The sequence below is a fragment of the Collimonas humicola genome, from assembly GCF_018304945.1.
Classification (GTDB): domain Bacteria; phylum Pseudomonadota; class Gammaproteobacteria; order Burkholderiales; family Burkholderiaceae_D; genus Collimonas; species Collimonas humicola.
On sequence record NZ_JAGQEE010000008.1, the window covers coordinates 155,146 to 175,852 of the forward strand.

Here is a 20,707-nt window from a genome sequence, read left to right on the forward strand (position 1 = left end):
ATGCCCACGCTACGGTTTATTACTTGGCAGGAGCCGGTTTGCCATCCAGCGGGAAGGCGCAGACGAAATTCATCATCACTTCGGCGACGGATCCGGGAGCCGGTTTGACATAGGTGGAGTTTTTCAGGGCGTCGCTGTGATCGACCTTGGCGCCGCCGCCGTCGAGTTCAGCAAACAAGATTTCCTTGCTCAGGCGCAGGGTCTTGGCCTTGCAGTCGTACTGGGTGAAATCCTGGTAGGACTGGAAAGTCGCCAGCGCCTTGGGGTCGCCGTCGTTCTTGCGTGGTTCCTTGAAATTCCACATGGACCATACTTCGCGGATACCCTTGGTTTCCTTGATCGATGCCTGGTCCAGCTTCAGTTCGGAAGTATCGCTGGAACCGACGGATTGCCAGTCGGCGGCGTTGGCCGCTACACAAGCGAGGCCGAGAGTCAGGGTGAGCGCTAATTTCTTCATGTGGTTTTCCTTATAAGGTGCGTGCAAGGTTCGACTTCGCATAGTAAACATTAATTCCCGCCGTGAGGCGGCGAATTGGTAACAAAATGAAAATCAAAAAACCCCGCACGCGGCGGGGCTTTTTGTCAGCAGCGCTGATTTGCTGCTCGGAGCCGGCTTAGCCCTTAGGTTTCGACAGGCATTGCTTCATGAATGCCTTGCGGTCGTCGCCCTTTTTACCGCTGGCGTCGACATTGCATGACTTCATTTTTTCCTGCTGTGTCATGGGCGCGGCGGCTGCCGGCTTTGTGCTCAGGCAATCTTTCATGAAAGCCTTGCGGTCATCGCCCGCTTTGCCGGCGGCGTCCTTGTTGCAGGTTGCCATCTTGCTTTGCTGCGAATTTGCGGCAAATGCTGGATTAAAGATAAAGCAGCAAGCGAGCAGTGCCAGAGCTGACATTTTTTTCATGGTTTTCTCCGTTTCCAACAGTTGGGTTAGACCGCCTGACCGAATGCAGTAAGGCTTGCTGCATTACAGCACGAAAATTGTTGGCTGCCAATATATTAGCTATATGCATATGCGGCGTCGGTATAAGAATCGCTTGGCAGCGCCATCATACGATGATATTCATAAACAGAATGACTCGTATGTGAAACCGAAATTGGATTAGTCATTTCAACATCTCTATACTGCAATGCAACATAGAAGACGAAATGAAAGGACAAATGATGATCTCTCCTCCACTGCCGATGTCGGCACGTTCGATTGCACACGCAATGCAAGCACAAGCGCGCCTGGATGCACGCAAGTTCAGCAATAAAAGCGCCGTTCAGCAAGAACCAGGTCTGATCGACAAGATCCTGGCAATTTGGAGCGCGCCTTACAAAAGAATGGGCGGCTCTTTCCTGCGCTTCTGATACAGAGCGCCCGCTGTGCCAACCAGCCCTGCCGCCTGCGGGGCTTTTTATTGCCCGCAATAAAAGCGGAGGCGTCGAGTTACCCACAGAAATTGTGCGCAAGCCTGTTGATAACCTTGCCGCGGACAATCCAAGTGATTGATCTATATGGAATTTCAGCAACTGCATACGACCGGATCACATGGCGCCGCTTATAACTCGCTTGCGTTTCGGTTCGCCGATGCGCGACCTATATTTGCAAAAGGCAAAAAAAAGCCCGCTCACCTTGCGGTTGCGGGCTGAATCCAAACCTTAGGAGGTGTTGGAGGAGACAGGTACAACTATATGGCAACGCAGCATGCGTGTCTGCTTTATTTTCTTGATAACAGATATTTTATATCTATATATCTCTTGTCATTTGCGCGATTCGTTATGGCCGCGGCAGGCGTCCGCGCGCGCCTTGCGCATGGCGCCATCCTTGCAACGCATGACGCTGTGCGTATTTATGCGGCGACTGCCGTCGTAAAAAGATTCCTGGCGACGGTCGTTCCTGGCGTCCGGATGGCCTTCCAGCCCCATGCCAGGCTGCGGCCGCATGGGCGCATCCTGCGCATGCGCCGCAGGGGCAATCGCCAGCAACAGCGCCAGCATGCTCAATAGCTTCTTCATATATCGGACCTTTCGTAATGAATTCATCAACAAAGGAATTTCTGATACCGGATCATCGATTCAACGGCCTGGATTCGAGTCTTATCCAAGCCGATACGTTCCGTTCTCCAATGGCTTCTTATTGAGATTGAGCGCATAAGGCCTGATACAGCGCATCGCCACGCCAGGACTGCAAGGCAGTCCCCTCGGCGGCATGGATCAGCGCCGTGATGCGGCGATTGGCCGGGGCATCCTTGCCGAGCGACCGCGCCAGGCCGACAATCGCTCCATTCAGGTAGTCGACTTCCGTCAGGCGCCCTGCCCGCAAGTCTTCCCACATCGAGGAACGCGCTTCCGGATCGATTTCGAGCATGGCTGCGGCTACCCGCCTGAACAGCGCGTCGGGCAAGCGCAACAGCAGCGGCAGCCATTGCGGCGCGACCCGGGCGATTTTTTCCGGACGAATGCCGGCCGCGCGCAGCAGCCGCAGCGCTTCCTCGATCAGCAAGGCCAGGCAGCGCCGGTAGGCGCGTTGCGACAGCTCGGTTTTGAGCGGCAGGTCGGACAGCGCATTCACGGCATTATTCAGGTTCAGCAGCAGCTTGCCCCACTGGACGGCGTCGAAGCCGGCGCACAGCTGAATCGGCAGATGAGCCTGGCTGAAGACGGCTTGCCATGGCTCCAGCGCGGCGCTGGCTTCGACCATCAGCTGGCCGCCGCTGCCGCGATGAAAGCGGCTGCCCTCCATCTGCACCACGTTGAACGGCACCATGCCCGCCAATACCTGCCAGCCCGGCAAGGCGCTGCGCAACACGGCTGCATTGCCGACGCCGTTCTGCAGGCTGACGACCAGCGCCGACGGCCTGGCGTGCTGCGCGATAGTCGCGGCGGCGGCAGCGCTGTCGGCGCTCTTGACTGTGACCAGGATCAGCTGCGCATCAGTCAGCGCAAACGGATTCTCCTGGTAGGGAAAGCCGGCCGCGGCCAGCTGCTGCCGGCGGCCGTCGAGATCGCTCAGCAGCACGCCCTGGCTGGCGATCTGCTGGCGCATGCGGGCCCGGCCTATCATGACCACGTCGGCGCCGGCAGCATGCAGCGAGGCGCCGATATAGACGCCGATCGAGCCGGCGCCGAACACTGCGATCCTGGCCATCAATATGCGATGTGCAAGCGGCGATACAGGAAACCGAGTACGAACAAGGGACCGATCAGCAGGAAGCGCAGGTCATCGAAAAACGAAGGCTTCTTGCCCTCGATCTTGTGACCGACGAACTGCCCGATCCAGGCCAGCACGAACACCGTGATCGACAGCGGCAGCACCCACTGCGCCGGCAGCACGTAGAGCAGCGCCAGCATCGTCCCCGACATCAGCAGCATGCCGAGGGCGAACGGCACCGACAGCGAAAAGTAGTACAGCATGGCGGCCAGCGCGCCGGCCAGCGCTACCCAGGGATGGATCGCCCACAGCAAACCCAGCAGCGTGAAGACGATCACCGGCACGCAGATGAAGTGGATCACTTCATTCACCGGGTTCAGGTGGCTTTCGGAATATTTGGCGAGCAGGCTGTCGATGGCTCGCCCCGATTGCGCTTGTGAGGTCTGGTTCATGACGGTCTCCATTCTTGTCTTGGCATACGTCCATCTTAGACCATCATTTTTCCTCGCGCTTGAACGCAATCGCCATCTTTTGCAGCTCCGAGGGGACCACGCCGAAGGTATTGCGGAAGGTGCGGCTCATGTGCGCCAGGTCGGCAAACCCGGCGGCGTACGCGGCGTGCGTCATATTATCGCCGCGCGCCACCGCCTCCACCGCAGCCAACAAGCGCGACCACAGCAGATAGCGCGACAGCGACAGGCCGGTCTGCTGGCGGAACAGGTGGGTAAAGCGGCTGGCCGACAAATGCACGGCGGCAGCCAATGCAGCGCCATTGAGCGTATCACGCCGATGGGCGGCGATGGCGGCCAGCGCCTGGCTGATGCGCTGGTCGAAACCAGGCTGTGCGTGCTCGTGCAGCGCGCTGCAGGCCAGCCAGTCCTGGGTCAGCTGTTCGGCGCCTGGCAGGTCGAGGCCGCCATTGCGCGCTACAGCCAGGCCGTCGCGCACCGGCGCGAAACCCTCGGCATTTCCATAGTCGGCCAGCAGAATGCTTTGCGCCGCCGGCGAGCGTTGCGGCAATTCGATGAACAGGTGCGCCAGCAGCGTGGACTCGCAATGGATCTGGTGCGGCTGGTTGGACGAGAAAATAGCGGCGCGCGTGGTGGTCCACGGCAGGTCGGGCGACAGGCGCGCCTGGAACGGCGCATCCAGGCCCCAGGTCAGCTGGGTGGCGAAATGCGCGTGGAACTTCGAATCGATGCCGGGGCCGATCACGAGGGAACGGCCGCGCCAGAGAAACAGATGCGAGTGTTGCTGATTCATCAGTGTTGCCGTCCTCGCAGGAAAGCACGTCGGTGGACTGTAACAGCCGATCAGAATTTGTGGCAGGTGCAATTGCCCCAGCGGTACAGATGCATTTTGTGGAAGATGTGCTTGATCTCGTTCGGCACGCCGCCGAACAAGATTTCCGGCGCAGTCAGGCCGAACACCCCGAGGCTGATCGACGGCTCCAGCGCCACCACGGCATGCCAGGTGCGCTTGGGAATGAACAAGGCATCGCCCGCCTCCACCCTTGCATACAAACCCTGGGTCTTCTCAAATTCCTTGAGCTGTTCCGGCTGCTGGTCCAGGCGCGAGATATTGATGTCGCTCAGGATCGCGCCCCAGTCGAACTTCTGGGAGATGCACATGTGCGGCGTATTCTCGGGCGGGAACAGGATGAATTCCTTGCTGCCGCGCACCTGGCAAAACCAGTTGTGCGGGAAGTCGTAGTGCAGGCCGGTGACCGTGTTGGCCGGCCCCATGAACACGTACTCCCAGGTCCAGCGCCAGCCCGGCCACAGATCCTTGATCGAGAAATCGTGGCGCAGCGCCGGGAATTCGTCGAGGATATTCCACTGCGCCAGGTACATGCGATCCGGCTGGAACGACTGCATGTGCGACCAGTCGAGAAAGAATTTCTCTCCCGCAGACAACAGATGGCGCCGGCGGTCCGGCAGCAGGCCGACGTCGTCCGCGAGCGGCTCCCTGGCCAGCTGCGCCAGCTCCTGCAGATAAGGGCCGACCGGCATCACCGGCCGGTGCCGGGTCTGGCCCTGCTCCACCAGGCCGTTCTGGAATTTCACCTGCGGCTCGCCGCCGTCCTTGTAGCGCAGCGCCGCCATCTGTTCGAACGACCAGTTGTGCTGCGCCGGCCAGTTGCGCAATGCGCCTTTCACCAGCAACGGCCGGGTACGAGCGCCGAAGCCGCCGTCGCGCTGGAGCTGTTCGGCGTCGATCTGGTCGACTAGCTGGAAGGATGGGCCGCGGATCGGAGTCATAGAAAAATAAGCAGAAAGAAGAGCTGGCTGAATCCGCTAGTTTAGCAGGATGCGCCGGGAATTTTTGCCTGCGGCTTTTCCCCGGCCATGACCGTGCCGCACTCAGAAATTGCGGATATCGTCCTGGATCATGCGGATCCGGTTGTCGCTGTTGAGGCGGTTGATCAGCTGTGCCTGTGCGGCCTGCCACAGCTGGTCGCGGTCCATCAGGTAACCTTCGGTGCGATAGCCGTACCTGCCGTTGCCGGGCACGTCGCCGTAGTAGCTGATGGTGGTGCGCCGGCTTTCCGCCACCTCGTTATAGCGCAGGTCCAGGTTAGGCACCCGGGTCACCGAGAGATCGAGCACGATCTGCATTGAGTTTTCTTCCACCACCACCCGGCGGTTGAAACGATAGGTGCGCACCGCTGTCGTGCCGTCCTGGTTCTTGATGTCGACATTCTCGCTGACGGCTTCCACGTATTGCCGGACCTTGGGCGGATAGTAGAGGTAGGACGTGTTCAGGTACATGCCAAGGTCGGCCGCACCGCCGCTCTGGTACTGGAAGCGGGTGAAGCCGAGATCGAACAGCGCCAGCACGCTGCGGGTGATGTCGCTGGCGGGCTCGTTGCTGCTGATCTGCAGCACCACCGTGCCCATGGTGCGGTATTTGTCGGCCAGCGTTTGCGCGTCCTTGTAGGCGCCATGGTCGCGGTAGACCGTGTAGGCATTGTAGAAAGCCTGGCCGGCGTCGCGGTACATGGCGCGGCTGCGCTGCTGGTTGCGCGCCACCAGGTCCTGGCCCTGCTTGTAGAATTCGCCCGCGTCCTGGTTGTCGGCGGCGAACTTGTATTTGTCGGCCAGCTTGGCGGCGTCCTTGTAGGGGCCATACATTTGAAACGTGCCGGCGGCGGCGGCGAAGCCGATGGCTGCCTGGCGGTTATCCTTGACCGCCGCCGCGGCGGTAGCTTTCAGATAGTACTGGCCGGCCAGATTTTCGCGCAGCCCCCGTTCGGGGTAGCGATCTGGCAAATCGGTATATTTTGCGTAATAGCTTCTGCCCGCCAGCAAGGTGCGGATCTCCAGCAAGGCAGAATAGGCCGCGATCTTCTTGTCGTACTCGCGATCGGCGACATGCTGGAGGGTTGATTCGTAGCTCGATTCAATGATGCGGAAACGTTCGCGGATGCCATTGCGCTCATCGCTGTCGTCGTAGCCGGCTTTCTTGTATTTCTCATCAAGATAGGCAATTGTCGATTTGACACTGGCGATGTAATCGCCTTTTTCAAACTGCGAAATCGAGGTCGACAAGGAAGCGCAGCCGGCCAGCAGCGCGCAGCCCAAAAGCAACAAGGCAGATAAGGCGGTCCTGATTTTTTGCATGCATTTTCCTGTTAGTGGCTCGCGTTGCAGCAATGGCATGGAGCAATGGCAGATCTTAAGCGGAAGCAAAAGCGTGCGCAATCTTTGCAGGCGCCGCATAAAGAGGCAGGGAAAAGCTGCAGATAAAAAAAGCCCACCACCTTGCGGCAGCGGGCTAAATATCAACATAGGAGAGGATAGGCTCCGATAGACAACTCATTCTAGTAAGAATCAAGCCCCGCCACACCTGTCACATTTGACAGGTTTACAAATCCAAAAACCTGCAATTAATTTCCTATCCGACAACTCCCTGGACGCTGCCATCCGGTCCGTCACGCCAGCGCGGCAATGGCTTCACGCAGCCACAGCAAGGCGGGATCGTTGTGGTTGCGCGGGTGCCAGGAGGCGAACAGGGAAAATCCGCGCGCCGGGAACGGCAGGTCGAAGCCATCCAGCCGCTCGCGGCAGCGCTGCAAAAAACGGCTGGGCAGCGTGGCCACATAGTCGCTGTTGCACAACAGGTCCGGCACCAGCGTGAAATTCTGCACGGACAGCATGACCTCGCGTTGCCGTCCCAGCAATTCCAGGTGCTCGTCCATGAAACCGTGAAAGCTGCCGCCGCTGGTGGACACCAGCACGTGCTGCAGCGCGCAGTACTGATCCAGGTCGAGCGCGCCGGCGCCGCGCGGATGGCCCTTGCGCTGCGCCATGACAAAGTGCTCGTCATAGATTTTGCGGGCCTTCATGGACGCCGGCACCATGCGCTCCGAGCCCAGCAGCAGATCGATCTCGGAGCGCTCCAGCTGGCTCGCCACCTGGCGCTGATCGGCGCTGACGAACGCGACCCTGACGCCGCTCCCAGCCAGCTGCGGCAACTGCTCCATCAGGCGCAAGCCGAGCACGGCGGTGGCATTGTCGTTGGCGGCAATGACAAAACGGCGGCTGTCCTGCCAGGGATCGAAGGCGGGACGTTGCCTGACTACCGTCTGCAGATCGCTGAGCGCGGCGTGCAGCGGCGCAATCAATCCCAGTCCACGTGCACTGGGGGTCATGCCGCGGCCACTGTCGGCCGGTATCAGCAAGGGATCATCGAACACCTTGCGCAAGCGCGCCAGCTGGGTCGACACCGCCGGCTGGGTCAGGTGCAACCGCGCCGCCGCCCTGGTCACATTGCACTCCTCCAGCAATGCGTCGAGCGACACCAGCAAATTCAAGTCTATCCCGCGAAGATCAATCACTTTGATAGGTCCTATGCCATTAATTGATTTCAAATATACGTCGGCGCGCCTTAGAGTACAACCATCGTCATCACAACCACACAGGAGAGCGGCATGAAAGCATGGATGTTCAACCGTAACGAACTGACACTGGCGCTGCAGGATACGGCGCAACCCGAACTGCGCGCCGGCGCCGCGCTGGTGCGCATGGAGGCGGTGCCCTTGCTGAGCTACACGCGCGACTACCTGCAAGGCAAGCTGCCCTATGCCTACCCGCCCAGCCCTTTTACCCCGGGCACCAACGGCATCGGCCGCATCGTCGCAGTCGGCGCCGGCGTGCAGTCGCTGCGGCCGGGACAGCGGGTTGCCGTCAATCCTTACTGGATAGCCGATGAAGCCGTGGCGGAGCCGCCGCAGGTACTGATCGGCCTGACCGGCATCAGTGCCGACAGCGCCCCCATGCTGGCTGAATTCCCGCATGGCTGCTGGCGCGAAGTCGCCGATTTTCCCGCTGCCACGCTGCTGCCGCTGGACGGGCTTGAGCATGTGGCGGCAGAGCGGCTGGCGCTGCTGGCGAAATTCATCATTCCTTTCGGCGGCCTGCGCCGCGGCCGCCTCAGCGCCGGCGAAACGGTGGCGATCAACGGCGCCGGCGGCTACTTCGGTTCCGCCGCCGTGCTGGCTGCGCTGGCGCTGGGCGCCGCCCGGGTAATCGCCCTCGGCCGCAATGCACAAGCCTTGCAGCAACTGGTCGAACTGGGCAAAGGACGGGTGCTGGCAGTGCCGCTGACCGGCGACCTCGGCGGCGACGCAGCGGCCATCCGAGCCGCTGCCGGCGGCGGCGTTGCGCTGGGATTCGACATGGTCGGCCAGGCCGCCGATGCCGGCAGCACCCTGGCGCTGCTGCACAGCCTGCAGCGCGGCGGCCGGCTGGTGCTGATGGGCAGCATGCAGGTAGACCTGCCGCTGCCGTATGGCGAAATGCTGCTGAATAACTGGGAACTGATCGGCCACTTCATGTACAGCTCGGCCGACTATCTGGCGTTGCTGTCGCTGGTGCGGGCAGGCCTGCTGCCGCTGGAAGCGGTGGAATTGAAAACCTTTGCGTTTTCCGCACTGGAAGCGGCGATCGACCATGCCGCGCAGATGAAGGGCTTGCAGGCGACGGTGGCGCTGTTTTGAGCGATCGGCGGCGATGCGCTAGCGCGCGGCCGACCATTCATTGGCCAGGAACTCGCGCCAGGGCTCGAAATACTTTTCGCGCCAGCCTTTCTTGACTTCCTCGTAGTCCTGCTCGGGCACGTCCAGGTGGACCAGGTCGATGCGGCCGTGCTCGCCCTGCGGATGAAAGGACAGGAACAGGATAGAGTCCGGATCGCCGGCGGCAAACGCCGGCGAGCGCCAGGTCTGCACGATCAGCCGCGGCTTGACCACCTGCAGCATGACGCCGCTGAGGGCGCCGTCGAAGGCCTGGAACTGGTCGCCGGCCTCGGCGCCTATGGCGGCCGGCAAGCCGGTGATGGCCTGGTGCAGCTGCGGATCGAGATACATGTCGAACAGCGCTTCCACCGACGCCTTCAGGACCACGGTCTTATAAATCACATTGCGCATGCTGGTTCTTCCTTCAGGCGATGGGCGAAGCATCAGGTCAACAAGCGCCATGGACTATCCGGATTTCCTGCAAATGGCGCAACAAGCAATTCCTTGCCGCCGGCGATGCATGCGGCTGCGACAAAACTTTACCTTATTTAGGACCTGTTGGCCTATGAAACTGATTTCATCGCCCGCCGCATGCCGACGTACAAGGCTTCCACTTTCTCCCGCGCCCATGGCGTTTTGCGCAGAAACGTCAGGCTGGACTTGATGCTGGGGTCGCTCCTGAAACAGCGGATGTCGATGCGCTGGCCCAGGCCTTCCCAGCCGTAATGCTCGACCAGTTCAGTCAGCATCGCTTCCAGCGTGACGCCATGCAGATGAGTATGTGTGTTTTGTGTCATGTGCTTCTCGATCAACATTCAAGCAGTCATTTTACGGCCAGGCCGGCACTTGTGAGCGCTGGCGCCGGCAAACGCCTGCGGCTTAAGTAAAGAATTGCAGTTTTCGGGAATTTTGTCGTTAGTTGAATGACAGCAATCTTCAAAGGAAGGTCACGATTTCAAAAACCATTACTGCGCGCAGCGCGGATCACTTCACAGCCGGCATTGCGTTGCAAATCGCGGCGCTGCAAAAGCAATTTGTTCAGAAAGCCTGCCTTGTCTCGCCACAAGTAAGGCGGCTGCCGCGTCCGACCATGCGGCAACCGCCCGGCACTACTCGGCCGGCCTGCTCAGGTTGCCGAAACTGGCGCGGACAAAGGCAGTCACCGCGTCAGCCAGCAGCTTATGCGTTTGCGTGGTCGGATGCGATCCATCCCAGAACACGAAGGTATCGGGATTACTGCATTGGGAACGCGTTGTTTGCGTTTTCAGGTAGTTGGTGAAGGAATCAGTATTGATGTCCAGGCACGATTGGGTGGTGTTGCTGATCTTGTATTTGGCTGGATTATTCAGCAAATCGTTGAACAGCGCATAGGTGTCGTACAACTGGATATTCAGGCTGCTGCCATACTGCGACTGCAGCGAAGCCACCAACGCAACCAGGCGGTTGTTCAGGTCCTTTACCTGCACCGCCACCGCCGCGCCATTGGCTTTGAAGTTGAACGATGGCGCCCTGGAAAGATCCGGCAGCGTGAGCAACAGGATGTTGCGGGCGCCGGACTGGATCAGATTTTGCAAGGCCTGTGTTTCGCCGCGGATCACCTGGTCGACCGTGCGGTTGTAATTGATCAGGTCGTTGGCGCCGATCAGCAGCGTAAACAAGGTGTTTTGAGGCCGATAATTCTGCGCCTTCTGCATGTACGCCGCATACGACTGCACCTGCTGGATTAGACCGGGAATCACCAGATGTTCGGTGTTCACACCTGCCCCACCGACGGCCCAGTTGTACAACGGCAGTTGCAGATTGGCGGCCAGATATTCCACCCAGCTCTTCCCGTTGCTGAACCGGCCCAGGAACCAGCTGTTGGAGTTCGGGATATTCCAGTTCGAAGCGTTGTAGATGTTCTGGTCATCGGACAGGCTGTCGCCAAAGTTGACGATCTTGTTGATGCCGGTCTGGGTGACGCTGTCGGTGGTCCAGACCGTGTAGTTGAACGACAGCGCATTGTCAGCCGCCGCCGCCATCGCCACCTGCTGCTTGATGCCCTTGCCGGCCAGCGTGCTCTGGCAAACCGACTGCAAGGTGTTTTGCGTGACATCGCTATAGAACATGTTTTGCCAGTCCAGCAGGCCGCCTGCCCGCCAGTAGCCGTTGATCCGATAGTAACCGCCGCTGGATGGATCCAGGCCCCAGACATAGGTCGTGGTCGGCTTGGTCGGATTGCTGTCGGTGCGATAGAAGCAACGCAAATAGGTGTAGGTGTTGCTACTGGTGCTGGCAGTGCCGGCGACAACATCGACAGGCAAGCCTGCTGCGCCAGGTTTTTGGGTTTGTTCCCCGCGTTGTTCCTTGAGCAGTTGGTCCTTGGACAGCGGACCGGAAGACGACAGATGATGAGTGAAACGAGGATCGGGTTTTACTTCTGGAGAGACCTGTGCCCAAACCATGCCGGAACACAGGATACAAAGTACGAAAAGCGTTTTCATTGCAGGTTTCCTTGTTGTAGTTACTGCTAAAGACAAGTTATACGGAAGGAATACCGCCGGCGGCCTGCAAACAGACGGTTGCCGATGCAGGAAAGGCGGCATCGACGAATCTGCGGCATCGGGACATATAAGTAACAAAACGACACCATGAATGCAGCCACAAAGATATTGTCACAATGAAATGAATTAGTAATTAGGCAAAACAACTAAAGATGCTTTCCTCTGATGCCTAGCCGGCTGTAACAGCCGAATCTGGAGTGAAGGGCGGGTACGCGGCGCGCAAAAAAAATCCACGCTGGCGGCGGGCACCAGCGTGGATCTCTGCGTCTGAATCAGCAAGCCTGTCTTGTCTCGCCACAGGTAAGACAGCTGCCGCAGCCGCCCGGCACTAGTTGGCCGGACTGCTCAGGTTGCCGAAACTGGCGCTGACAAAGGCAGTCACCGCATCGGCCAGCAATTTGTGCGTATGCGTGGTCGGATGCAGAGTGTCCCAGAACACGAAACTATCCGGATTGCTGCATTGTGCGCGCGCACTCTGCTTGCTCAGGTAGTTCGTGCTGGAATCGGTATTGATGTTCAGGCACGACTGTGTGGTGTTGCTGACTTGGTATTTGGCGGGGTTGGCCAGCAGGTCGTTGAACAAGGCATAGGTATCGTACAGCTGGATATTGAGGCTGCTGCCGTATTGCGATTGCAGCGCGCCGACCAGCGCGGTCAGGCGGTTGTTGAGGTCGATCACCTGCGCTGCCACCGTCGGCCCGGTGGTCTTGATGCCGAATACCGGCGCCTTGGAAACGTCCGGCAGCTTCAGCAGCAGGATATTGCGGGCGCCGGACTGGATCAGGCTTTGCAGGGCCTGGGTTTCACCGCTGATCACCTGGTCCACCGTGCTGTTGTAATTGACCAGGTCGTTGCCGCCGATCAGCATGGTGAACAAGGTATTTTGCGGCTGGTAGTTCTGCGCCTTCTGCATGTAGCTGACATACGACTGCACTTGCTGGATCACGCCTGGAATCACCAGTTTTTGCGTGTCGACGCCAGCGCCGCCGATGGCCCAGTTATACAAGGGCAGCTGCAGGTTGTTGGCGAAATACTCCACCCAGTTGTTGCCGTTGCTGAAGCGGCCGAGGAACCAGCTGCTTGAATTCGGCAAGGTCCATTGCGAAGCGTTGAAGATGTTCTGGGTGTCGGACAGGCTGTCGCCAAAGGCGACGATCTTGTTGATGCCGTTCTGCGCCACGCTGTCATTGGTCCAGACCGTGTAGTTGAATGACAGCGCATTGTCCGCGGCGGCGACCATCGCCACCGGCTGGCTGATGCCCTTGGCGGCGAGCGTGCTCTGGCATACCGACTGCAGCGTGCTTTGCGCCACGTCGCTGTAGAACATGTTTTCCCAGTTCAGCAAGCCGCCTGCCCACCAGTAGCCGTTGATGCGATAGTAGTCGCCGCTGGAAGGATCCAGGCCCCAGGCATAGGTGGTGGTCGGCCTGCTTGCATCGTTGCCGGTGCGGTACCAGCAGCGCAGATAAGTGTAAGTGCTGGTGCTGGCGGCGTTGGCCACCGCGGCGCCGGCGGCCAGGCTGCGCGCAGCCGGCTTGCGGGCCGGCTTCTGCTTCAACAGCTGCTCCTTGGAAAGCGGACCGGAGGAGGATAGATGATGCGTGTAGGCGGGATCGGGTTTCACATCGGCGGCAACTTGCGCCATCGCCATATTCGAACACAAAGCACAAAATACAAACAGAGTTTTCATTGCTGGATTCCTTGTTTTGTCTTGCTATCTTTGGATCACTGGAAGGTCCGGCGCAAGCGGCAATGCCGGCGCCGGCAACGAAACGGGACGCTGTCGCCGGCCGCGAGCGCAATTGGCGGTCGCAAGACGGCAGCAAAGGCTGCCCGGGCGAATATTGGCACGTGGCAACAATTAAAAATTGACAATATCAGCCATTAGATTTTTGCCTCTAATTCCCGTTTTATCAAATACTTACCCACAGAATTTGTGGACAGGATTGTTGATAACCCTGCTACAACTTAGCTACATGCTTGATTTATATAAGATTTTTCTCACTGCTCAGTTGCTGCCTCAGTTGCTGTATCGGGACTTACCCACAGATTTTGTGGACAGCATTGTTGATAACTACCGGGCAATTTAATTAAACCATTGATTTATAAGGGATTTTTGTTGCTGCTCAGTTTCACTCTGTATACTTACCCACAAATTTTGTGGACAGTCCTGTTGATAACTACCGTGCGATTTAGCTAAATCACTGATCTGTATAGGTTTTTTAGCCATGCTCAGATTCAGGCGCAAGCCGCTTCCGGCTGCGCCGGCATTTGTTTAAGAATCATTTAATTCAATCCGGCTAAACTGCTGCAATTGGCGGCGGCATGATTCGATTTCGCGGAAATCAGCGCCCGCGGTTTTTTCTAGGGAGCTGTAGCTATGCGTTTGCTGTTGGTGGAAGACGACCTGATGGTGGGTGAAGCCGTGCGCAAGGGACTGCGCCAGGATGGCTTTGCGCTCGACTGGGTGCAGGACGGCGTCGCCGCACTGAGCGCGCTGGGGCAGGAAGATTATCAGCTGCTGCTGCTCGATCTCGGCCTGCCGCGCAAGAACGGCCTGGAAGTGCTGAAGTCGCTGCGCGCCGGCGGCAACCAGCTTCCGGTGCTGATCCTGACCGCGCGCGATGCAGTTTCGGACCGGGTAGCCGGCCTCGACGCCGGCGCCGACGATTACCTGGTCAAGCCTTTCGACCTGGAAGAACTGGCGGCACGCATCCGCGCGCTGCTGCGGCGGCAGTCGGGACGCGCCGAGCCGCTGGTGGAACTGGGCGGACTGATCCTCAATCCGGCCACCCACGAAGTCACGCTGGATGGCCAGCAGGTCAATCTGTCGGCGCGCGAATTTGCCTTGTTGCGGGCTTTTCTGGATCGTCCCGGCGTGGTGCTGTCGCGCGCCCAGCTGGAAGAAAAAATGTACGGCTGGGACGACAGCATAGAAAGCAACGCGGTCGAGGTTTACATCCACGCCTTGCGCAAAAAGCTGGGCAGCAATTTCATCAAGAATGTGCGCGGCATCGGCTACATGGTGGCCAAATGAGGACAACAGCGTCGCTGCCATCGATCCGCAAGAGCTTGCTGCGCTGGCTCGCCGTCGGCCTCGGCGGCGGCATCCTGCTGGCCGGGCTGGCTCTGTATTTCCAGGCGCGCGGCGAAGCCAATGAACTGTTCGATTACCAGATGCGGCAGATCGTCGCCTCGCTGCCGCGCCAGGCGTTTCCGCCGATCATCGACGGCAGCGTCACCGGTCCGCGGCTGGACGACCAGATCATGATCCAGATCTGGGACAATACCGGCGTCGTCATCTATCACTCGCATGCCCAGGATTTCCTGCCGCTGCAGGCGGAACTGGGCTTCGCCAACGTACGGCTGAACAGCGGCCTGTGGCGGGTCTACAGTGCGCAGATCGGCAACACCGTGGTGCAGATCGCGCAGCCGCAAAGCGCCCGCAACCAGATCGCCGCGCAAATGGCGGTCAAGACCGTGTCGCCGCTGCTGCTGCTGTTTCCCTTGCTCGGCATCCTGATCTGGATCGCCGTCGGCCGCGGCCTGGCGCCGATCAAGCGCGCCGCCGCGGAAGTGCAGGCGCGCGACATGCACGCGCTGTCGGCGATCCCCGACGCCACCCTGCCGCAGGAAATCCAGCCGCTGACGCAAGCCTTGAACGACTTGCTGGCGCGCCTGGGACAATCGATCAATGCCCAGCGCGCCTTCGTGGCCGACGCCGCGCACGAGCTGCGCACGCCGCTGACCGCCCTGCGGCTGCAGGTGCAGCTGGCGGAGCGCGCCAGCGACGATACCGAACGGCAGGCTGCTTTCAGCGACCTCAAGCATGGACTGGAGCGCGCTACCCATCTGTTGCAACAGCTGCTGACGCTGGCGCGGCAGGAGCCCGGCGCCTTCGAACAAACCCATGTCAAGGTCGACCTGGGCGCGCTGATGCACAGCGCGGTCAGCGATTTTGCACTGGCCGCCAACGACCGCCAGGTCGACCTTGGCATCAGCGCCGAGACGCCGGCCAGCGTCAGCGGCAATGGCGACGCGCTGCGCATCCTGCTCAACAACCTGATCGACAATGCGCTGCGCTACAGCCCAGCCGGCAGCAGCATCGATGTCTCGCTGGCCAGCGGCGCCGACGGCGTGACGCTGGCGGTGGAAGACCATGGCCCCGGCATCCCGGAGGCGGATTTAGAACGGGTGTTCGACCGTTTCTACCGCGCCGCCGGCAGCCAGTCGCAAGCGGTCGGCAGCGGCCTCGGCCTGGCGATCGTCAAGCAGATCGCCGATGCCCACCGGGCTAGGGTCAGCCTGCGCAATACCGGCCACGGCTTGCTCGCCAGCGTGCGCTTTCCGGCTTGAAACGCCGGTGCCGCCGCCTGGCGGGCATGGCGCCAGGCGGCGGCAAAATACTTTGGATTTTTTAAGTTTGCTTTAATTCTGGCTCTCTATGCTGTGTGTCATTCCATCAGCAAAGGAGCAATACATGAACCGTCTGACCTTTACCCGCAGCACCATTGCCGTCGCCGTTCTGGTAGTGGCCGGCGGTGCATACCTGCATTCCAGGAATAAGGACATCGGTGTCGAAAATGCCAACGCCGCGGTGCCGGCTGCCGTGACGGCGCCAGTCAGCAATCCGGCGCCGCCCGGCAATGCGGCGCCCGCTGTCGCCGTAGCTACCGACTTTTCCAGCATCGTCGAGCGCGCCGGACCGGCGGTGGTGAACATCAGCGTCACCGGCAAGGCCAAGCAGAGCGCCGTCTCCGACCAGGATGACGATTCCGGGCTGGATCCCAACGATCCGTTCTCGCAGTTCTTCAAGCGCTTCGGCCCGCAGCTGCAGATCCCGCGCCATCCGCAGATCATGCGCGGCGAAGGTTCTGGTTTCATCATCAGCGCCGACGGCCTGATCCTGACCAATGCCCACGTGGTCGAGGGCGCCTCGGAAGTGACCGTCAAGCTGACCGACCGCCGCGAGTTCAAGGCCAAGGTGCTGGGCTCCGACAAGCAAAGCGATATCGCCGTGATACGCATCGACGCCAAGAACCTGCCGACGGTGCAGATCGGCAATCCGGCCCTGACCCGCGTCGGCGAACCGGTGCTGGCGATAGGCTCGCCTTACGGCTTTGAAAACACCGCCACCGCCGGCATCGTCAGCGCCAAGTCGCGCTCGCTGCCGGACGACACCTATGTGCCGTTCATCCAGACCGACGTCGCCGTCAATCCCGGCAACTCGGGCGGTCCGCTGTTCAACATCAAGGGCGAAGTAATCGGCATCAATTCGCAAATCTATAGCCAGACCGGCGGCTACCAAGGCTTGTCGTTTGCGATTCCTATCGATGTCGCCACCAAGGTCGAACAGCAGCTGGTGGCGCACGGCAAGGTCACCCGCAGCCATCTCGGCGTCAGCGTGCAGGAAGTGAACCAGGCCCTGGCAGAATCGTTCGGCCTGAAGAACGCCGCCGGCGCCCTGGTCAGCTCGGTCGACAAAGGCAGCCCGGCGGACCAAGGCGGCATGCAGCCCGGCGATGTCATTCTGCGTTTCAACGGCCAGGCCATCAATCATTCCTCGGACCTGCCGAGCCTGGTGGCCGATACCGCTCCTGGCACTTCGAGCAGCATCGAAGTGATGCGCGGCGGCCAGAGCAAGACGCTGACCGTCAAGCTGACCGAAGCGACGCCGCTGAAGGTCGCCGGCAAGGACAATGGCGGCGATTCGCAGGGACGGCTGGGCCTGGCGTTGCGCGAACTCAGCCCGGACGAGCAGCAGCAGGTCGGCATCCGCGGCGGGCTGGTGGTGATGGACGCCAACGGGCCGTCGGCGCTGGCCGGCATCCAGCGCGGCGACGTGATACTGTCGTTCAACGGCAAGCCGGTCAGCAGCGTCGAGCAGTTGCGCCAGCTGGTCAGCAAGGCGGGCAAGAATGTCGCGCTGCTGGTGCAGCGTGACAAGGACAAGATCTTCGTTCCATTGAACCTGGGCTAAGGCTCGCCACATTGCGGAAAGCGGGGCAGAGATGATCAAGCCGATAACGGGCAATAATTTATCGCAGCACATCCTGCCCTCTTCCGCCACCATGATCGGCGTCTGCATCACTGCGCTGTCGATTATCAAACTCGCAAGATTCAGCGGCCTGGCGATCTGGCTCAGCCACCTGCTGGCACTGAACAGCCTGGTGTTCCTTACCAGCGGCGTGCTCTCCTATGCATCAATGCGCTCGCGCCAGAGCATACGGCTCGAACAATACGCCGACATCGCCTTCATCTTCGGCCTCACCCTGCTCAGCCTCTCCACCGTCTTCATGGCGGTCGTGATTGACTGAACATTCCGGATTGAATTCTCATTCATCCAAAGTTATTCACAGAATCTGTGGATAGTCCTGTTGATAACCCTCGTCCACATCTTCTATGTAGTTGATCTATATGGATTTTTCACGCGTGCTTAATGTTGTGCGCGATATTCGATAAAGTGCTGAAAAAAACAGCAGCAACGCTGCTGCAATTCGCACCTTCAGGCAATCCCAGCGATTTGAGCGATCGATCAATTTGAATGGCCGGACAGGCTTGACTAAGCTGTGAGTGAGCGCCTGCACCAGTGCTCGCCATCGATTTGCGCACCGCTGCCCTGCATCCGCCGTCAAGGCAAGAAATATAATTATTTAACAAGCATTTCATCGTCAGCAAATATAATTAAAAAATATTCGCCGGCTGTCGATTCAAGCTTGCGTCCTTCGACTAGTTAGCAGATTCAGGAATTCACCGGCCAGGCCGGCAACCACTATCCCATGGAGATATCAAGATGCGATTCATGATCATACGCAAGGCTGACAAAGCTACCGAAGCAGGCGAAATGCCCAGCGAAGAATTGCTGACAGCAATGATTAAGTACAACGAAGAAATGATACAGGCCGGCGTCATGCTGGCCGGCGAAGGCTTGCAGCCGAGCGCCAAGGGCGCGCGCATCAAGTTCGCCGGCGGCAAGCCGACTGTGCTCGACGGCCCTTTCGCTGAAACCAAGGAACTGATCGCCGGCTTCACCATGATCCAGGTCAAGTCGAAACAGGAAGCGCTCGAATGGGTCAAGCGCTGGCCGCCGCTCGATGCCGGCGGCGGCGTCGAGCTGGAGCTGCGCCAGGTGTTCGAAGCGGAAGATTTCGGCGACGAGCTGACGCCGGAACTGCGCGAGACCGAAGAGCGCCAGCGCCGTCAGGCCATCGACAACAGCAAGCCTTGATCGCCCGTTGCCCCTATCCTATCCACTGACTATTGAGGAAACCATGCTCAAGACCATCGCCATCGTTATCGTCGTCGCCATTGCCCTGATACTGGGTTATGCCACGTTCCGGCCAGATGATTTCCGCGTCCAGCGCTCCGTCACGATCAAGGCGCCACCGGAAAAAATCTTCGCGCTGATCGACGACTTCCACGCATGGAGCAGCTGGTCGCCTTTCGAAAAACTGGATCCGGGCATGAAGCGCACTTTCAGCGGCCCCGCCAGCGGCAAGGGCGCGGCCTATGCCTGGGACAGCACAGGCAAGGCCGGCGCCGGCAGCATGGAGATCAAAGAATCCACGCCGCCTGGCAAGATCCTCATTAAGCTGGATTTCACGAAACCGCTGGAAGGCCATAACACGGCCGAATTCAGCATCGACACCCAGGGCGACAGCAGCAAGGTCACCTGGGCCATGTATGGACCGTCACCCTATGTCGCCAAGGTGATGGGCATCTTTTTCAGCATGGATAGCATGATCGGCAAGGATTTTGAAAGCGGCCTTGCCAACCTGAAAAGCGTTGCCGAAAAATAAGCGACGATTACCCCTTCCGCATTTCCATCATTCATCATCCATCACAGGAGCATGTCATGCAATTGCATCCCTACCTCAATTTCAACGGTACCTGCGACGCCGCGTTCAAGTTCTATGAAAAAGTCCTGGGCGGGAAAATCACCCTCAATCTGCGCTTCGGCGAAACTCCGATGGCCGAGAATATCGCTCCAGCTTTGCAAGACCAGATCGCCCACGTACGGCTGGAATCCGGCAGCATTGTGCTGCTGGGTTCAGACTGCCCGCCTGAGCATTTCGAAAAAGCCCAAGGCACCGTACTCTCGCTCAACGTCGACAACATCCCCGAGGCCGAGCGCGTGTTCAACGCCCTGAAAGAAAACGGCACCATCAAGATGCCCCTGGAAAAAACCTTCTGGGCAATCCGCTTCGGCATGCTGACCGACCAGTTCGGCACGCCTTGGATGATCAACTGCGAGAAAGATAACTGATAGCCACGCAACGATACGTACTCCGTAGTCCGTCAATTGGGGTCAGAGTAATTTTCGCAAAGAACGCGAAAAAAAACTCTGACCCCAATTGACTAGAGCGGCTCCGGTTTTGACGTTGGGGTTGTTTTTGACGTTGCCGTTGCTTTTGACGTACCCCCGCATTGAGACGTTGCCAAATCCGGCGCGTGTCAGCCGGGAATTGTGAGGGGCATGTTTGAGCCGAAGGCGAGTTTTGCCCCTCACCCGGCTGGCGCGCGCCGGATTTGGGGACCCGACCGAAGGAAGGGCAACGGCTTTGCGGTCGCCTTCTTTTTGGTTACTTTTTCTTGGCGAAGCAAGAAAAAGTGACTAGCTGCCGGGCTACCCCCGGCAAGCTTCCACGGAGTAGCTACTGTTTTAATTACGCACTAACTGCTCTGAGCTTGCCACCACGCCCACTCCGTAGCCCGTCAATTGGGGTCAGAGTAATTTTCGCAAAAACCGCGAAAAAAAACTCTGACCCCAATTGACTACAGCAGTGGTGTTTTGGTGACGGTTACGCGGTCGATGAAAAATTCGCCGTCTATGCATTTCCGGTGCGGCACGCCGGCCACCTTGAATCCCGGACCACCCTCGGCCACCCAGATCCGCGCGACAGTGTCAAACTCCTCCACCTCCAGCCCCAGCATCGCCGCAGACAACACAAACTGCGCCCCGTCCTTTTGCCTGTCACGAATTTCGTCTATCGTCTTTGCCATATTCT

23 protein-coding genes are annotated in these 20,707 nt (G+C 59.4%); 9 read left to right on the plus strand and 14 right to left on the minus strand.

Features of this window, described 5'->3' with window-relative positions; translation table 11 throughout:
* Positions 1–19: 19 nt before the first annotated feature.
* Together KHU30_RS21345 and KHU30_RS21350 are read right to left on the minus strand one after the other, a co-directional pair.
* Positions 20–457 (minus strand): surface-adhesin E family protein, encoded by a 438-nt coding sequence (locus KHU30_RS21345; RefSeq protein ID WP_211444620.1) that lies wholly within the window; start codon positions 455–457, stop codon positions 20–22.
* A 157-nt stretch (positions 458–614) separates the two neighbouring features.
* Complete coding sequence (locus tag KHU30_RS21350) at positions 615–905, minus strand: PsiF family protein (protein WP_211444621.1); 291 nt, start codon at positions 903–905, stop codon at positions 615–617.
* 245 nt (positions 906–1,150) lie between these two features.
* Between KHU30_RS21350 and KHU30_RS21355 the strand changes: the two genes are divergently transcribed.
* Positions 1,151–1,354, plus strand: coding sequence for a hypothetical protein (locus KHU30_RS21355; protein ID WP_211444622.1), 204 nt, complete (start codon positions 1,151–1,153; stop codon positions 1,352–1,354).
* Between the two features lie 393 nt (positions 1,355–1,747).
* On the opposite strand, the gene KHU30_RS21360 is transcribed toward KHU30_RS21355, so the two are convergent.
* The 7 genes from KHU30_RS21360 to KHU30_RS21390 form a co-directional block, all read right to left on the minus strand.
* The gene (locus tag KHU30_RS21360; protein ID WP_211444623.1) at positions 1,748–2,002 is read right to left on the minus strand and encodes a hypothetical protein; all 255 of its coding nucleotides are present in this window, start codon (positions 2,000–2,002) and stop codon (positions 1,748–1,750) included.
* A gap of 118 nt (positions 2,003–2,120) precedes the next feature.
* Positions 2,121–3,134: a 2-dehydropantoate 2-reductase gene (locus KHU30_RS21365; protein WP_211444624.1), complete on the minus strand. Its 1,014-nt coding sequence runs from the start codon at positions 3,132–3,134 to the stop codon at positions 2,121–2,123.
* Complete coding sequence (locus KHU30_RS21370) at positions 3,134–3,589, minus strand: Mpo1 family 2-hydroxy fatty acid dioxygenase (protein ID WP_230427510.1); 456 nt, start codon at positions 3,587–3,589, stop codon at positions 3,134–3,136. The genes KHU30_RS21365 and KHU30_RS21370 overlap by 1 nt, the downstream gene beginning before the upstream one ends.
* Positions 3,590–3,632: 43 nt before the next feature.
* Positions 3,633–4,400, minus strand: coding sequence for an AraC family transcriptional regulator (locus KHU30_RS21375; RefSeq protein ID WP_211444626.1), 768 nt, complete (start codon positions 4,398–4,400; stop codon positions 3,633–3,635).
* A 50-nt stretch (positions 4,401–4,450) separates the two neighbouring features.
* Complete coding sequence (locus tag KHU30_RS21380) at positions 4,451–5,398, minus strand: cupin-like domain-containing protein (protein ID WP_230427511.1); 948 nt, start codon at positions 5,396–5,398, stop codon at positions 4,451–4,453.
* A gap of 102 nt (positions 5,399–5,500) precedes the next feature.
* Positions 5,501–6,760 (minus strand): hypothetical protein, encoded by a 1,260-nt coding sequence (locus KHU30_RS21385; RefSeq protein ID WP_211444627.1) that lies wholly within the window; start codon positions 6,758–6,760, stop codon positions 5,501–5,503.
* A gap of 311 nt (positions 6,761–7,071) precedes the next feature.
* On the minus strand, positions 7,072–7,977 hold the full coding sequence (locus KHU30_RS21390; protein ID WP_329956706.1) for a LysR family transcriptional regulator: 906 nt from the start codon (positions 7,975–7,977) through the stop codon (positions 7,072–7,074).
* Between the two features lie 93 nt (positions 7,978–8,070).
* Here KHU30_RS21390 and KHU30_RS21395 point away from each other — a divergent pair, with 93 nt between their 5' ends.
* Complete coding sequence (locus KHU30_RS21395; protein WP_211444629.1) at positions 8,071–9,138, plus strand: zinc-binding dehydrogenase; 1,068 nt, start codon at positions 8,071–8,073, stop codon at positions 9,136–9,138.
* A gap of 18 nt (positions 9,139–9,156) precedes the next feature.
* Here KHU30_RS21395 and KHU30_RS21400 read toward each other — a convergent pair whose 3' ends face one another.
* From KHU30_RS21400 to KHU30_RS21415, 4 genes are all read right to left on the minus strand, one after another.
* Complete coding sequence (locus KHU30_RS21400; RefSeq protein ID WP_211444630.1) at positions 9,157–9,567, minus strand: SRPBCC domain-containing protein; 411 nt, start codon at positions 9,565–9,567, stop codon at positions 9,157–9,159.
* A gap of 152 nt (positions 9,568–9,719) precedes the next feature.
* The gene (locus tag KHU30_RS21405) at positions 9,720–9,953 is read right to left on the minus strand and encodes a VF530 family protein (RefSeq protein WP_211444631.1); all 234 of its coding nucleotides are present in this window, start codon (positions 9,951–9,953) and stop codon (positions 9,720–9,722) included.
* 312 nt (positions 9,954–10,265) lie between these two features.
* The gene (locus KHU30_RS21410; protein WP_230427513.1) at positions 10,266–11,639 is read right to left on the minus strand and encodes an SGNH/GDSL hydrolase family protein; all 1,374 of its coding nucleotides are present in this window, start codon (positions 11,637–11,639) and stop codon (positions 10,266–10,268) included.
* A 388-nt stretch (positions 11,640–12,027) separates the two neighbouring features.
* A complete protein-coding gene (locus KHU30_RS21415; RefSeq protein ID WP_211444633.1) occupies positions 12,028–13,389 on the minus strand; it encodes an SGNH/GDSL hydrolase family protein in 1,362 nt (453 codons plus the stop codon).
* 690 nt (positions 13,390–14,079) lie between these two features.
* On the opposite strand from KHU30_RS21415, the gene KHU30_RS21420 reads away from it, so the two are divergent.
* The 7 genes from KHU30_RS21420 (at position 14,080) to KHU30_RS21450 (ending at position 19,965) form a co-directional block, all read left to right on the plus strand.
* Complete coding sequence (locus KHU30_RS21420; protein WP_211444634.1) at positions 14,080–14,736, plus strand: response regulator; 657 nt, start codon at positions 14,080–14,082, stop codon at positions 14,734–14,736.
* A 14-nt stretch (positions 14,737–14,750) separates the two neighbouring features.
* Positions 14,751–16,055 carry a sensor histidine kinase gene (locus tag KHU30_RS21425; protein ID WP_211444752.1) on the plus strand — a complete coding sequence of 435 codons (1,305 nt, stop codon included), beginning with the start codon at positions 14,751–14,753 and terminating at the stop codon, positions 16,053–16,055.
* A gap of 124 nt (positions 16,056–16,179) precedes the next feature.
* Positions 16,180–17,679 carry a DegQ family serine endoprotease gene (locus KHU30_RS21430; protein ID WP_211444635.1) on the plus strand — a complete coding sequence of 500 codons (1,500 nt, stop codon included), beginning with the start codon at positions 16,180–16,182 and terminating at the stop codon, positions 17,677–17,679.
* A gap of 31 nt (positions 17,680–17,710) precedes the next feature.
* Complete coding sequence (locus KHU30_RS21435) at positions 17,711–18,016, plus strand: hypothetical protein (protein ID WP_211444636.1); 306 nt, start codon at positions 17,711–17,713, stop codon at positions 18,014–18,016.
* A gap of 476 nt (positions 18,017–18,492) precedes the next feature.
* On the plus strand, positions 18,493–18,927 hold the full coding sequence (locus KHU30_RS21440; protein WP_211444637.1) for a YciI family protein: 435 nt from the start codon (positions 18,493–18,495) through the stop codon (positions 18,925–18,927).
* Between the two features lie 43 nt (positions 18,928–18,970).
* Positions 18,971–19,498, plus strand: coding sequence for an SRPBCC family protein (locus KHU30_RS21445; protein WP_211444638.1), 528 nt, complete (start codon positions 18,971–18,973; stop codon positions 19,496–19,498).
* A 56-nt stretch (positions 19,499–19,554) separates the two neighbouring features.
* Entirely contained in the window at positions 19,555–19,965 is a 411-nt protein-coding gene (locus tag KHU30_RS21450; RefSeq protein WP_211444639.1) for a VOC family protein, read from the plus strand.
* Positions 19,966–20,474: 509 nt separating this feature from the next.
* On the opposite strand, the gene KHU30_RS21455 is transcribed toward KHU30_RS21450, so the two are convergent.
* Positions 20,475–20,702 (minus strand): hypothetical protein, encoded by a 228-nt coding sequence (locus KHU30_RS21455; protein ID WP_061942834.1) that lies wholly within the window; start codon positions 20,700–20,702, stop codon positions 20,475–20,477.
* Positions 20,703–20,707 lie beyond the last annotated feature (5 nt).